The 15,199-nt window shown below is 40.7% G+C and carries 12 protein-coding genes and 1 pseudogene; 8 read left to right on the plus strand and 5 right to left on the minus strand.

The window, feature by feature from the left end:
- From FLJC2902T_RS02745 to FLJC2902T_RS02755, 3 genes are all read left to right on the plus strand, one after another.
- The coding region (locus FLJC2902T_RS02745; protein ID WP_035676942.1) for a PKD-like domain-containing protein at positions 1–3,880 on the plus strand (3,880 nt) is incomplete at its 5' end.
- Positions 3,881–3,979: 99 nt separating this feature from the next.
- Entirely contained in the window at positions 3,980–4,678 is a 699-nt protein-coding gene (locus FLJC2902T_RS02750; RefSeq protein ID WP_023578260.1) for a carboxylesterase family protein, read from the plus strand.
- A gap of 12 nt (positions 4,679–4,690) precedes the next feature.
- Positions 4,691–5,641 carry a tRNA dihydrouridine synthase gene (locus FLJC2902T_RS02755; RefSeq protein WP_023578261.1) on the plus strand — a complete coding sequence of 317 codons (951 nt, stop codon included), beginning with the start codon at positions 4,691–4,693 and terminating at the stop codon, positions 5,639–5,641.
- Between the two features lie 11 nt (positions 5,642–5,652).
- Here the strand turns inward: FLJC2902T_RS02755 and FLJC2902T_RS02760 are convergent, their stop codons facing one another.
- The 4 genes from FLJC2902T_RS02760 to hisS all read right to left on the minus strand — a co-directional run bounded on the left by FLJC2902T_RS02760 (position 5,653) and on the right by hisS (position 8,896).
- Complete coding sequence (locus FLJC2902T_RS02760; RefSeq protein ID WP_023578262.1) at positions 5,653–6,018, minus strand: DUF2200 domain-containing protein; 366 nt, start codon at positions 6,016–6,018, stop codon at positions 5,653–5,655.
- Positions 6,019–6,235: 217 nt separating this feature from the next.
- On the minus strand, positions 6,236–6,697 hold the full coding sequence (locus FLJC2902T_RS02765; RefSeq protein WP_023578263.1) for a hypothetical protein: 462 nt from the start codon (positions 6,695–6,697) through the stop codon (positions 6,236–6,238).
- The gene (locus FLJC2902T_RS02770; RefSeq protein WP_035676948.1) at positions 6,694–7,140 is read right to left on the minus strand and encodes a hypothetical protein; all 447 of its coding nucleotides are present in this window, start codon (positions 7,138–7,140) and stop codon (positions 6,694–6,696) included. Before FLJC2902T_RS02770 ends, FLJC2902T_RS02765 begins: the two co-directional genes overlap by 4 nt.
- 331 nt (positions 7,141–7,471) lie before the next feature.
- Positions 7,472–8,896: a histidine--tRNA ligase gene (gene hisS, locus FLJC2902T_RS02775; protein WP_023578264.1), complete on the minus strand. Its 1,425-nt coding sequence runs from the start codon at positions 8,894–8,896 to the stop codon at positions 7,472–7,474.
- 300 nt (positions 8,897–9,196) lie between these two features.
- On the opposite strand from hisS, the gene FLJC2902T_RS02780 reads away from it, so the two are divergent.
- On the plus strand, positions 9,197–10,444 hold the full coding sequence (locus FLJC2902T_RS02780; protein ID WP_023578265.1) for an ABC transporter permease: 1,248 nt from the start codon (positions 9,197–9,199) through the stop codon (positions 10,442–10,444).
- A gap of 61 nt (positions 10,445–10,505) precedes the next feature.
- Here FLJC2902T_RS02780 and prmC read toward each other — a convergent pair whose 3' ends face one another.
- Positions 10,506–11,372 carry a peptide chain release factor N(5)-glutamine methyltransferase gene (prmC, locus tag FLJC2902T_RS02785; RefSeq protein ID WP_023578266.1) on the minus strand — a complete coding sequence of 289 codons (867 nt, stop codon included), beginning with the start codon at positions 11,370–11,372 and terminating at the stop codon, positions 10,506–10,508.
- Between the two features lie 307 nt (positions 11,373–11,679).
- Here prmC and nirK point away from each other — a divergent pair, with 307 nt between their 5' ends.
- From nirK to FLJC2902T_RS02805, 4 genes and pseudogenes are all read left to right on the plus strand, one after another.
- Positions 11,680–13,152: a copper-containing nitrite reductase gene (gene nirK, locus FLJC2902T_RS02790; RefSeq protein ID WP_023578267.1), complete on the plus strand. Its 1,473-nt coding sequence runs from the start codon at positions 11,680–11,682 to the stop codon at positions 13,150–13,152.
- 137 nt (positions 13,153–13,289) lie between these two features.
- Positions 13,290–13,607, plus strand: a pseudogene (locus tag FLJC2902T_RS02795) (c-type cytochrome); the annotation flags it as partial.
- Between the two features lie 98 nt (positions 13,608–13,705).
- Positions 13,706–14,404 carry a formylglycine-generating enzyme family protein gene (locus FLJC2902T_RS02800; RefSeq protein WP_245594743.1) on the plus strand — a complete coding sequence of 233 codons (699 nt, stop codon included), beginning with the start codon at positions 13,706–13,708 and terminating at the stop codon, positions 14,402–14,404.
- A gap of 171 nt (positions 14,405–14,575) precedes the next feature.
- Positions 14,576–15,178, plus strand: coding sequence for an SCO family protein (locus FLJC2902T_RS02805; RefSeq protein WP_035676950.1), 603 nt, complete (start codon positions 14,576–14,578; stop codon positions 15,176–15,178).
- Positions 15,179–15,199 lie beyond the last annotated feature (21 nt).

The following is a 15,199-nucleotide window of genomic DNA, read 5'->3' on the forward strand; positions in this document are numbered from 1 at the left end:
AGGATTGCCTGCCGGTGTTACCGGAAATTTTGCTGCAGGGGGAGTATACACCATCAGTGGGACACCAACAGCATCGGGCACATTTAACTTTACCGTGACCACTACCGGGGGATGTGCTCCGGCTGCTACCATAAGCGGAAGCATCATAGTTAATCCAACACCAAATGCAGTAGCCACAAACCAATTACAAACTATCTGTACGGGAACAACAATAGCAACAATGACTTTCTCCGGCAGCGTAGCTTTAACAGCGTATAACTGGACCCGAAACAATACTGTGGCTGTAACCGGAATCTTGTCAAGCGGAACAGGAGACATCAGTGGTATTTTAACCAATACAACGACAACGCAACAAACAGTTACCTTCACAATTACACCCATAGCCAATGGATGTCCTGGAGTTCCTATTACAACTTCTGTAATTGTTGAGCCTTTATCACTTGGTGGTGCGGTTACTTATTCACTGCCCGCGGCAACACCTGTCGTAAACACTAACACGACTTGCCATGTAGCCAACGGAACACTTTATTTAAGTGGACACCGTGGCGCTATTTTAAGATGGGAATTTTCTACAACCGGTGGTTCAACCTGGACATCTATTGCTCACACCGGCAATACTTACAATTACAACAATGTGACACAATCCACTATATTCAGAGCTGTTGTTCAAAACAGTCCTTGCGGCATTACCTATTCTACATTGACCATGATTAATGTAATTCCGAATATCAAACCATCTCCCGTTGTCGCGACACCTGCAACAATTTGCGTAGGAGATTCTTCCATATTGACTTCACAAAGTGGATATGCAACCAGTGCCACTTTAGCTACAGGAGGAACATTCGCCAATGCTAACCCTACAGGATGGGAAGTTGATGGTTGCACCAACTGTTTAAGTTCAGGAGGCAGTAATACCGTAGCGACACCATGGAAACTTAGCGCCACAAACGGCGGAACGTATTCGGGAGTAAATTATACCTCATCAGGAAAATTTGCCATAGCACATGGAGAAGGAATGACTTCCTATATGTATACTCCTATTTTCAACACCTTTGGTTTAACTACCGCTACTCTCACCTTTAACCATGCCTATAAATTTTTAACCGGTGCCAAAGGAGAAATCCAAATTTCAGTCAATGGCGGAAGCACATACACTACTATACAAACATACACAGGAACCCTCACTCCTACAGACCCTTTTACAACTGCTGCCAATTCTGTAACCATCGACTTAAATCCTTATTTAGGACAAGGAAATCTAAGAATTCGTTTTTATTATTATGGCATAGATACCGTCCCTGGAAGTGCAAATGCCAGTTCATGGGCTGTAGATAATATTCAGATTCCGGATGCCCCAATGAACCTAAGTATTCAATGGGTTGACCCAATCACAGGAGTTACTGTAAGCAATAGCGGTACAATGACGGTTTCTCCCACAGTAACAACAACCTACGCTATAACTTCCTACCTTAATGGTTGTAACAGTTTTGGGACAAACGGAACGGCTTATGTTACAGTAACTGTGAATCCGAGACCAACATCGGTAATCAGTCAGAATCAGACCGTATGCCTTAGCGCTACGGCAACCTTCAGTGTTGCATTAACAGGATCGAGTCCGTGGAGGCTGACTTATTTTGATGGTACAACCTCAACTACCGTAAATAATATTCTAACAAGCCCTTACACATTCACTGTACCCAATATGACTGTTAATAAAACATATACTGTCACAGCATTAAACGATTCCAAATGTACTGCAATAGCAGGAGATATGACTGGCTCAGCCACTGTAACTGTTCTAAACGGAACAGCCGGACTATGGACAGGATTAATGAGTACAGACTGGTTTGATTGTATGAACTGGGCCGGCGGACTGCCATCCGCTACCATCGATGCCCAAATTCCAACGGGAGTAGCGAGGATGCCTGTTATTGACCCTTTAAGTCCATTTGCAGCTGCCTACAGCTTTATTGCTTCTGCCAGAGATGTGATCATCAATACGAATGCTTCCATCACGATGGCTATCAATTCCAATTTACATGTAAAAAGAGATTGGAGAAACAGCGGCAGTTTCATTCCCGGAACCGGAACCGTAACCTTTAACGGAGCAACCAACAATCAGGTTCATCTAATCAATTCAGGTATTAAACTAAATGAAAGGTTCTACAATTTAACGTTGAATTGCACAAACGGAGCAAAAGGAATAAATGTTGCCGATGCTTTTGAATTAACCGTTGCCAACAACCTGGTTCTGACAAGCGGAGATTTACGCTTAACCGGAGAAGCACAATTAGTTCAAAACGGCACGGCTCCAAATCCTGCTGGCGGAACAGGCATCCTCTTGCGCGACCAGCAGGGAACAAAAAGCAGCTATCATTACAATTTTTGGTCATCACCGGTTAGCGCCGACAATTTAAGCTATACCATAGGCGGCGTATTAAAAGACGGAACCAATGCGGCAATCACCCCTTTCAATAGGGACCCCATAAATTTTGGCTGGGGATATACCTTTTCAGACGGACCACTTACAAGTCCTATAAAAATAAGTAACCGCTGGTTGTACAAATATACCGCCGTCAGCACCAGTTACTGGTCCTGGCAGCTTATCGAGAGCACAGGAAGCGTTAAGGTTGGTGAAGGATTTACGATGAAGGGGGTTACAGGCTTAGAACCGGTTACCAATTACCAAAACTATGTTTTTACCGGAAAACCGAACAACGGAAATATCAACCTGACCATAGCTCCAAACCAGCTTTATTTGGTCGGAAATCCCTATTCGTCTGCCTTAGATGCGGATGAGTTCATAAAAGACAACATTCTGGACAACGGTAGAGCAGCTTCCAACGTGTTTAACGGTGCCTTATATTTTTGGGATCATTTCGGAGCGCAAACACATTATTTGGCACAGTATATCGGAGGATATGCGGTCTATAACTTAATAGGCGGTGTTTTAGCCATATCGAGTGACCCGATGATTAACAATAATATGTCTTCAGGCACAAAAATCCCGAGACGATACGTACCCGTAGGACAAGGATTTTTCATCAGAACAGACATCGCTGGGGCAACGGGAATGACTAACCCAATCGCTGGCGGAACCGTAATGTTCAAAAACAGTCAACGTGCCTTTAAAACAGAAAGTCCTGCAAATTCAGTATTCTTCAGATCCGAAAACAATACCGCGAATGCAGACATTGACAACCGACAAAAAATCAGATTAAGTTTTGAGGCTTCTTCGGGATTACGCCGTCATCTTTTGGTGGGCACCGACAACAATACCACCAACCAGTTTGATCTCGGATACGACGCTCCGATGTTAGATATGCATCCGGATGATATGTATTGGGAGTTCAGTAACAGTAAATTTGTGATTCAGGGAGTACCAGATTTTAATAACACACAAATTATTCCGCTTGGAATCAAGGTTTCGGCTGTCGGCACAACCAAAATTAAAATTGAGGAACTTGAAAACATTCCGACTTCAACAGAAATCTATCTGTTTGACAACACAACCGGAAGCTACCATGACATTAAAAATCAGGAGTTCATAACCAATTTGCCTATAGGAGAACATAGTAACCGATTCTCGATACGTTTTACCAGAGAAACATTAAGCTCGGAAGATGTGATTCTGAATAACGGAATTTTGGTTTTCGCCGATGATAATCATGTCCTGAACATCAAAAACAACCTCTTGGATGCCAATGTAGAACTTGTCCAACTCTACAATATTTTAGGGCAATCAATTGCGAAATGGAATGTAACCGATGAAGAACAGCGAAACATTAAAATTCCGATAGAACACATTCGAACCGGAACCTACATCGTAAAACTAAAAACGTCCAATGGTTCGCTTAGCAAACAACTAGTGATCCGATAACAACAAAAGCCTCGATTTCCGGGGCTTTCTTATTTAACAAACCTTTCAAAAAGCATTTGAAACAAAAAAGGTACCTTTGCGGCCCATCAAATGACAACCATGAAATTTCGTTTTTTATTCATTCTGATACTATTATCCGTAAATACAACTTTCGGGCAATTAAAAACCATTGTAGGTGATACTGATTATCCCTTTTGGATTCAGGTACCCGAAGCTGAAAAAACCGAAAAACAACCGGTTCTGATTTTCCTTCACGGTAAAAGTCTTTCCGGAACCGACATCAACCGGGTAAGACGCTACGGAGTTTTACGCGCCATAGATAAAGGCAGAACTATCCCAGCCATAGTAGTGGCTCCCCAATTGGCTTTCGGATCGTGGAATCCTGATAAAGTACTGCAGGTTTTAGAATATGTTCAGAAAAATTACAATACCGATACATCGCGTGTCTACGTATGCGGAATGAGTTTAGGTTCTTACGGCACCTTACACTTCGCGGGGAAACACGCTGATAAAATCACCGCAGCCGTAGCGATTTGCGGAGGTGGGAATGTAAACGATGCCTGTAAACTGGCAACCCTTCCGTTATGGATTCAGCATGGGAACAAGGATTATATTGTCCGCATGTCGGAATCGAAAAAAGTGGTGGATGCAATTAAGAAATGTGATCCCGATGCCGATGTCACTTTCACAATTATACCGGGAGGCAATCATGGAAACGTAGAACGACTGTTTCATGAAGATGCTTTGTATGACTGGCTTTTCAAACAAAAGAAAACACAAACCCAAAACGATTTCTAAATATCCTTACAAATGACGAATACCACTTTACTCTCTTCTCCTTTACAGGGATTTACCGATTTTCGTTTCCGAAACGCCTTTCATAAGTATTTCGGTGGGATTGACACTTTCTATTCACCCTACATCAAACTGAACGGAAAATTAGTCGTAAAAGGTTCCTACGAACGCGACATACTTGCGGAAAACAACAGCACGTTGCAGGTCATTCCGCAAATCATTACCAATGATGCAGAAGAGTTTTTATTTGTGGCCAACTATGTAAAACAATTAGGCTATAATGAACTGAACTGGAATTTAGGTTGCCCCTATCCGATGGTTGCCAAATGCGGTATGGGGTCCGGTTTAATCAGTAATACCGAACGCATCAATCATATTTTAGAGCGAGTTCATAATGAAACTGATATAATTGTTTCGATGAAAATGCGCATGGGTTATGAAAACCCTTCCGAAATTTTGGATGTGTTTCCGATTTTGGAAAAATACCCCATAAAAAACATCGCCATTCATGCCCGCATCGGAAAACAATTGTACAAAGGCGGCGTTGATCTGGATTCGTTTCAGAAATGTCTTGATGTTTCAAAACACAAATTGTATTATAATGGCGACATCACTTCAGTGGCTAAATTTAAAACCCTTCAGGAACGGTTTCCTTCCATTGATCATTTTATGATAGGCAGAGGTTTGATTGCCGATCCGTTTTTACCGAGCATGATTAAAAACGGAACAACCGAATACCCGAAAAACCGGTTTGAAATTTTTGAGGAATTCCACGACACAATTTACCGTGACTACGATGCTTATTTACAGGGGCCAACCCCCATTAAAATGAAAATGCTGGGCTTTTGGGAGTACTTTTCGGAATCGTTTTCCAACCCGCAAAAAACGTTGAAAAAGATTAAGAAAGCCGGTAACAGCAAGCATTATGAGGAAGCGGTTAAGGAGATTTTTAAATCGGAGAGATAAATACTGAATTTCTACGAGCTACGAAGAATCTTCTCCATTTTCCTTCCCTTCGCCAATTCATCCACCAACTTATCCAAATACCGAGCCTGTTTTGTTAACGGATTCTCGATTTCCTCTATGCGATACCCACAGATTACACCTGTTATAAGGCTAGCATTTGGGTTTAGCGAAGCGCGTTCGAAGAAGGTTTCAAAAGTCACGTTTTCGTTTATCAGTTCCTGCAGCTTGTTGGTATCGAATCCTGTTAACCATTCTATAACCTGATGTAATTCTTCTTTTGTTCTGCCTTTCTTTTCCACTTTTGCGATATACATCGGATAAACCGAGGCAAAGGTCATTTTTGCAATACGCTGATGGTGTGCGTCGGTAATGTTCATATTTTGTATTTTATTATTGCTCTTTACTTCTAAGTCGTGTAGCGGACAGTCCGTAAAGTGTCGTGATTGTAATTTTATCTAACATGGTCGGAACGCACTGGTTAGATTTTGTGGCATTTTGTTCCTTTTATTTACCCTGTCACAAAACCAAATATACAAAAAGGGCTTTAAGTTTTCACCTAAAGCCCCATATGCCCAATAACGCTGGCAGCAGCAGTTACTTATACCAAAATTCATATTCTTTTCCATAGGTGATCCAATCAACGCCCTTTTTTATTCCGTTTTTTTCTTCTTCAACCGAAATTAATTTTACAATGAATCGCGTTACATCACTGCTGGCATATTTCTTAATATCAATTTTAATTTTAGGACTGACTTCAAACTTGTCGTTTTTCAGTTCAATTTTTTTCTGATAACGTGGTGCGTTTTGGACGGTCTTGATTTGCTGCGATTTGGCCGTTCTGATTTCCAGACTCAACTTGCTGATTCTATATTTTACAGCTGCATTTTCATTTGAAATCTGTACCGTAATAACGTCTGATATTTTAACCGACATATCGTCCTTCTGTATTGGCGTTCCGTTCTTCAGTATTACCAATTTTGCTTCCTGTGCCTGAAGCGTAGCTACTTTTGTAAGTATCAGGAAGAATAAGGTGCAGAATAAATTTAGGTTTTTCATTTTTCGATTATTTTATTTAAAGAATTTCTTGAAGCGGAAATTAAATTTAAGAGACCGTCTTCAAGATCCGAATTGGAAGTGGGGGAACCTTTCTGTTTAAAATTATTGACAAGATCATAATATTTTTGAGCCTCATTACTCACTGCAGAATCCTGGACTAACAAAAACTTCCCGAAATAAATTTTTTCAAAATCCTTGTAGTCTCTGTAAAATGATTTTGTAGCTACACTATCCTTTTCATAATGTGCCAATACAGCACATTTTTCGGTAAATTCCTGGTAAATATCAAAGGTTGTATTGTACGTGTTTTTCCGTATTTCTTTATCATAATTACTATTATACTGAAAAGCACCTACGAATACTCCAACTGTCGTGAGTGCTGCAGGAACAAATCTTAAATAACTGCCGGATTGGTTACCTTCGATTGGTTTTTTAAAGTTCATTTCGTATGATTTAATTTCTTATGAATTATAAATCCGTGACAGTACATTTCGTCTTTTTTTTAAGCCATTTACGCTTCTACAGCCCTAACAGAAAAGCAGATAGCTTACTAAGCTACAAAATGTAAGAAAAGAACACAAATTAAGTTGTTAAAGATCATTTTTTCTCGTTATACGACTTTAAAAAAGATAAAGACGACTTTACTCTGTGGGTTATCGTTTACTTCATTTCTTGCGATTAATAAAATATTTTTTTTAAAATTACAAGTAAAAAACATTCCGATTACCTACTCTGCAACAAAAAAAGGCTGTCGTTTCCGACAGCCTTTTTCTATTATTTAAGAAGTTCTTTCAATTCCTCCAGACTCACTTTCTTCTGCTCGCCCGAAGCTAAATCTTTTAATGCATATTGGTTGTTCGCAATTTCATCACCGCCTACTATAACCGCGAACGGGATTCCGCGTTTGTCAGCATGTTGGAATTGTTTCCCGATTTTGGCATTGTCCGGATACATTTCCACTTTAATACCTTCTTTTCGCAATTGCGAGATGGTTTTCATTGAATACAACGCTTCTTCCTGACCGAAGTTTAAGAACAAGGCTTTTGATGTGGAAGTTACTGTTTCGGGGAACAGGTTCAGCTCTTCCAGAACCAGATAGATTCGGTCCAAGCCGAACGAGATTCCGACACCGCTCATATTTTTCAATCCGAAGATACCGGTTAAGTCGTCATAACGACCACCACCACCGATGGAACCCATCGCAACGCCTTTTGGTGCGCTGACTTCAAAAATGGCTCCGGTATAGTAATTCAGTCCACGGGCTAAGGTTACGTCCAGGTCCAATTCGGATTTATCCAAACCTAAAACCTTAATATTGTCGCAGATGAATTGCAGTTCCTCCACCCCTTTCATTCCTTCTGGAGAAGAAGAAAGCAGCGCGGAAAGTTTTTCTATTTTTTCAGCAATGGTTCCGGTGAAATTGAAAAGTGGTTGTACTTTTTCCAGTGCCGCTTCCGAAATCCCTTTTTCCACCATTTCTTTTTTCACGCCGTCTTCACCAATTTTATCCAGCTTATCCAAAGCTACGGTAAAGTCAATCAGTTTATCCGAAGCGCCAATCACCTCAGCGATTCCGGAAAGGATTTTTCGGTTGTTGATTTTGATGGTTACACCTTCCAACTCAAGAGCTGAAAATACGCTGTCATACAATTGTACCAACTCGACTTCTTGCCATAATGAGGTAGAACCCACCACATCGGCATCACACTGATAGAATTCTCTGAAACGCCCTTTTTGCGGTCGGTCAGCTCTCCAAACCGGCTGGATCTGGTAACGCTTGAACGGGAATTCGATTTCGTTCTGGTGTTGTACCACGTAACGCGCAAAGGGAACAGTTAAATCGTAACGCAATGCTTTTTCAGAAATTTTACCCGTAAACTTATTTAGTTCTACCAGTTCGTTAACAGAAATGGTTTCTGCAGAATTTGATTGAAGCACTTCTATCGATTCGGGCAATTCGATCTTATTTTTATTGAAAAAATAATTTCCCGAATTCAGAATCTTGAAAATCAAACGATCGCCTTCCTCACCGTATTTCCCCATTAAGGTTTCGGAGTTTTCGAACGTAGGTGTTTCAATGGGCTGAAACCCGAATTTTTCGAAATTGGATTTGATGATTGAAAAGATATAATTACGCTTCGCTACTTCAGCAGGCGAAAAATCACGGGTTCCTTTGGGTATGCTTGGTTTTTGAGCCATTTTTTTTAGACTTCTTAGAATGTTAGATTATTAGACTTTCTTAGATTGTTAAACTTTCTTAGACTCCTTAGATGGTTAGACTTCTTAGACCTCTCAGAACACAAACAATTCCAATAGTTTCTCTTTTAGCCCCGATTGCAGCAGCTACCTTGTAGTGCGGAAAGCGGGAACTTCGTATCCAGATAAGAAACTGTCGTTTCGCTCCAAAGACTTTGCAAATATCTTACTTTTTAAAGAATTTCGTAAATCTGTTTGGGGAAACTTGTAACAAATTCCCTATTTTGATGACAAATTGCTACTATGATTGGAATTGGTCTTTTTAAGGAAAACACAAAAATTGCGTTGGGCGCGATTAAAAGTCAGCTGCTGCGGACAATTTTAACGGTGATGATTATTGCCATCGGGATAACTGCTTTGGTGGGAATTCTGACGGTAGTTTCTGCATTGGAAAACACCATCATGAAGGATTTCGCTTCGATGGGTGCCAACACATTTTCCATCAGCCAATACGATTTTTCGGAACGAGTAAACCGTAACAATGCCGAACAGAAGATTAATCCGATTATCAGTTATCCGCAGGCAAAGGCGTTTCAGGACAAATACAGTTTCCCCTTCACCACCACTTCACTTTCTTTTACAGCGACTTCGAATGCTGAAGTGAAACACGAATCCCAAAAAACCGATCCCGAAATTACGGTGGTAGGTGTCGATGAAAATTTCCTTCCCAACAAAGGACTGGAAGCCACAAAAGGCCGAAACTTTACGGGTTTTGACGTTTCCAACAACAATTACGTTTGTATTTTGGGTTCCGATTTCGAGAAGGGACTTTTTAAGGATATGAATCCGATTGACAAAACGATTTCGATTCGCGGCGCCAAGTTTAAAGTGATTGGCGTGCTGAAAGAGAAAGGTTCCACCTTTGGTAACAATCAGGATTTAAGGGTTTTGATTCCGATTCAGATTGCGCGTTCGATATTTTCAGCGCCCAATATCAATTACGATATTAATGTAATGGTAAGTCGCAAAGAAACTTTACCCCTGGCATCCGACAATGCGACTATTGCCATGCGTAAAATCAGAAAACTGAGTCCGGTACAGGAAAATAATTTCGGAGTCGAGCGCAGTGACGATTTAATTCAGCGATTGCTTTCCAACACCGAAGTGCTTCGTATCAGTGCCTGGGTTATCGGTATTATTACAGTTTTCGGTTCTTCGATTGCACTGATGAACATCATGTTGGTTTCCGTTACCGAAAGGACACGCGAAATCGGCGTTAGAAAATCACTCGGCGCCAAAAGAAGTACGATTGCGTGGCAGTTTTTTACCGAAACACTGGTTATCGGTCAGATGGGCGGTATCCTGGGAATTATATTTGGAATATTAATCGGTTTCGGAATTGCCAAGGCGATTGAATTCAACTTTGTTATTCCGTGGATGGCGATTATGGCCGCTTTCATTACGACTTTTATCGTTGCTATCGTTTCCGGATTGTATCCTGCGATTAAGGCGTCTAAACTGGATCCTGTTGAGGCGTTGCGATATGAATAAGTAAGTCGCAGTTTACAATCACAGTCGCAGTTTCCTCGCTTGCCGAATACTGTGACTGCGACTAAAAACTACAACTGAAAACTCCCAAAATCATCCTGTCATTTCCGTAAACATCCTTACGTAATTCGACATTCTTAAAACCGTTCTTTTCGAGCAGTTCGATCATTTCCTTTCCAAGGTACTGATTGATTTCGAAATACAGTTGACCGTTTTCGGATAAGTTCTGCGTGGCCAGTTCGGTAATTTTACGGTAAAAAACCAACGCATCATTATCTTCTACGAATAATGCCAAATGCGGTTCGAAATCCAATACATTTTTTCTGATTTCTTTTTTTTCGAGATTTCTCACATACGGCGGATTCGAAACAATGATATCAAACGTCTGATGCAAATCTTCCGTTTCCAAAACACTTTGGTGCAGGAAAGTAACTTCCACGTTATTCCGCGCTGCATTTTTTTTAGCTACAGCCAACGCACTTTCGGAAACATCCATGGCAAAAACCTCCGCCTCGGGAAGATTTTTTGCTATGGATATGGCGATACAGCCGGTTCCGGTTCCAATATCCAAGATTTTGACTTTCGACTTTCGACTTTCGACTTTCGACTCTTTAATAATCCAATCAACCAACTCTTCGGTTTCGGGTCTGGGAATAAGCGTGTTTTCGTTGACATAGAACGGTAATCCGTGAAATTCGGTTTCACCCAAAATATACTGTATCGGACGATGTTCCTTCAGTTGTGCCACTACGTTTTCCCATTGCTGCAGCAATTCGGAACTTAATTCGAATGTGGGATTCAAAGCCAGATCCACCCTTTTCATATGGTGAAAATCTTCCAATATGATATAGAAAAAACTCTCTGTCTCATATTCGTCATATAAAGAAGCCAATTCCTGAGTAAATATATTTCGGTAGTCTTTTAAAAGCATAGTCTGTCGTTGTTCTTTCCTTATGTTGCACCAAACAACAGTACTTCGGAAAATAAAATTCAATTCAAAGATAACTTAAAAATTGCAGCTTTAAAATCCTGAAAAATTATACCCTTCTGAATTTTCGGTCAATCTCTCATAGCTATTCCCCCTACAATGGCTGTTTTTTATTAACAAGGATGGACTTCCGAATTTATTTTTTTTCAGGCCGATTTATTTTTCTCAAACATGATAAATATCATGATAAAAGACCTTTTTGTCTTCTACTTTTACACTATAAAATAAGTTAAACAAAAAACCCATAATCATGAAAACTAAATTAAAAATTGCTGCCGGCGTACTTGCCCTTTCAGCAATCACAGTAGGCTTGTTTTCTTTTGGAGACAGCTCTTCAGGTGACCCTACAAAAATTAAGGTCGAAGGGGAAATGGTAGCAGAACTGACTGCACCTCCATTTGTACCAAAACCTATTGGCAACCGTGCGGCAACAAAACTGATTGTCAACATGGAAATTAAAGAACAGGAAGGCGAAATGGCCGACGGAGTAAAATATACCTATTGGACATTCGGAGGATCGGTACCGGGAAGTTTCATCAGAACCCGAATTGGTGATGAAGTTCAATTTCACCTAAAAAACCACCCGGACAACAAATTACCGCACAACATTGATTTACACGCGGTAACAGGTCCCGGAGGAGGAGCTACTTCATCATTAGTGGCACCCGGACATGAAAAAGTATTCAACTTCAAATGTTTAAATCCAGGACTTTATGTTTACCATTGCGCAACAGCTCCGGTAGGAATGCACATTGCCAACGGAATGTACGGATTAATCCTTGTGGAACCTGAAGGAGGACTACCGCCGGTGGATAAAGAATATTACATCATGCAAGGTGATTTCTATACTAAAGGAGCTTATGGAGATCAGGGCACACAACCTTTTGATATGGAAAAAGCCATTAAAGAACAACCTGATTATGTAGTATTCAACGGGAAAGTCGGTTCGCTAACAGGTGATAAATCAATTACGGCCAAAAAAGGTGAAACGGTACGTATTTACATGGGTAATGGAGGTCCGAACTTAGTATCATCATTCCACGTAATTGGTGAAATCTTTGACAAAGTTCATATTGAAGGTGGAAACCTGATTAATAAAGATGTACAAACAACATTAGTACCTGCGGGCGGTTCAGCCATTGTAGAATTTAAAGTGGATGTACCGGGTACGTTTATACTTGTAGACCACTCTATCTTCAGAGCGTTCAATAAAGGGGCAATAGGAATGCTTAAAGTGGATGGGGAACAAGAGAAAACCATTTACTCAGGAACCGTTCAGGAAGGAATCTATTTACCGGAAGGCGGAACCATCCAAAACATGCCAAAAGAAAAAGGTGTTGCAAAATCAACGGTAGCGAAAACCGTTCCCGAACAAGTTAAAGCCGGTAAGGAAATTTACGGAAGAACTTGTTTTGCCTGCCACCAGTCAGAAGGACAAGGAATCCCGAACGCTTTCCCTCCACTGGCAAAATCAGATTATCTGAATGCTAATCCGAAAAAAGCCATCGATGCGGTATTGCACGGTTTGAGCGGTGAAATCACTGTTAACGGTAAAAAATACAACAGCGTAATGACCAGTCAAAACCTTACCGATGAAGAGATTGCCAATGTTCTTACCTACGTGTACGACAGCTGGGGCAATAACAAAACAAACGTAACCGCTCCGATGGTAAAAGCCCAAAGAGGAAAAGTGGTTGCAAAAGCAAAAGACATACACGAATAACAATAAATTTTTAAATACTTTTGATTATGAAAAAGATAATTTTAGGAGTTGCAGCAATCGCTTTAACTGTAGGACTATATAGTTTTACAACTCCTGTGAAAACGGAAAAAGTAACCAAAATTGCCATTAATGACCCCGCAAAAGGGAAAGAAGTATACGCAAAAACCTGTATCGCCTGCCATCAGGCAAACGGACAGGGAGTACCGAACGCCTTCCCTCCTCTGGCAAAATCAGACTACTTAAACAAGGATGCCAACCGCGCTATCAAAACAGTCCTTAACGGATTAAGCGGACCCATCACTGTGAACGGTAAAAAATTCAACGCGATGATGACACCACAGTCATTATCAGACCAGCAGGTAGCAGACGTATTAACTTATGTTTACAGCAGTTGGGGTAACAACGGAACGAAAGTTACTGCCGCAATGGTAAAAGCGCAAAGAGGTAAAAAATAATTAAAAACACGTTGACCATGATACTCAAATATAAATTAGTTTCGATTTTATATGCTGTTTTGTTTGTGGCAACATCTCTTACTGCACAGGAAAAAGGTATGGTTACCATAAAAAGGGGGACTTATGTTCCCCTTTATGGGACCTCCGATAAGAAACCAGTGGAAGTCAGAACATTCAAAATGGATGTATATCCGGTAACTAACGAAGAATTCTTAAACTTTCTGAAAAAAAATCCACAGTACAGCCGTTCAAAAATTAAAAGGCTATTTGCCGACAAAAGTTATTTATCCCACTGGAAAAGCGACTTTGATTTCGGAGTTGATAAAACCAACTCTCCGGCTACCAACATTTCATGGTTTGCAGCAAAAAAATACTGCGAATGTCAGGGAAAAAGACTACCGACAATGGATGAATGGGAATACGTAGCCATGGCGGATGAAAAACGCATTGATGCCCGAACAAAAGAAGAGTACAATAAATTCATCCTTTCCTGGTATGAAAAATCAAAAACCTACAACAATCCGATAGGAAAAACATTCAGAAACTATTGGGGCGTTTACGACATGCACGGTCTGGTATGGGAATGGACTTCCGATTTCAACAGCATTATGCTCTCCGGAGAATCACGAAAAGACAAGGACTCCGACAAAAACCTATTCTGCGGAAGCGGGTCTGTTAATGCATCCGATTTAATGAACTATGCTGCTTTTATGCGCTATGCTTTCAGAGGAAGCCTGAAGGCCAGTTACACCACACGGAACCTTGGTTTCCGATGTGTCAAAGATCTGCCGAAATAATTACCGCACTTAGGGTAAGACGCCTTTTTCTGAAGAAAAACTCAGACTTAAAAAAACGAAATCGCCATTAACAACAGGTTTGCGTAAGCAAGCAGCAATAAATAAAAGCGACCCTAGTTTGCGAATTGACGAAGCATACCATATGACCTTTAATAAATCAATTTCACATATATGAAAACGATAGTAATGGGATTATTTGTAATCCTGATCGGATTACAGAGTTGTAATTCCCAAAAGAAAAACGAGAATAAATCCGCAACCACAACAACCATTTCAGATTTATCCATCTACAACCTTCCATCTCAGTGGACCACTCAGAATGATAAAAACATTGAGATGAAAGATTTAAAAGGAAAAGTCCTGGTTATGGTGATGATTTATACCTCGTGCAAATCGGCTTGTCCCAGATTAGTCGCGGATATGCGCCACATCGAAGAACGAATCCCCGAAAACCTGAAAGACAAAGTACAACTGGTACTGGTTAGTATCGATCCTACTGTGGACACACCGAAACGCCTCAAAGCATTCTCCATAGAAAACAAAATGGACGGCAATCAATGGCTGTTCCTTCGCTCTTCCGAGGAAAACACCAGAGAATTCGCCGCTGTATTAGCCGTAAACTACAAGAAAATTTCGCCCATGGACTTCTCCCACTCCAACATTATCAGCGTTTTTAATGCTAATGGTGAGTTAGCATTCCAACAGGAAGGCCTGGGAGTAAGCTATGACGAAACCGTAAACAAAATTACTGAAGAAGCTGAAAAGCTAAATTAACCCTACTATGAAATCGCCACT

This window comes from Flavobacterium limnosediminis JC2902 (assembly GCF_000498535.1).
Taxonomy (GTDB): Bacteria; Bacteroidota; Bacteroidia; order Flavobacteriales; family Flavobacteriaceae; genus Flavobacterium; species Flavobacterium limnosediminis.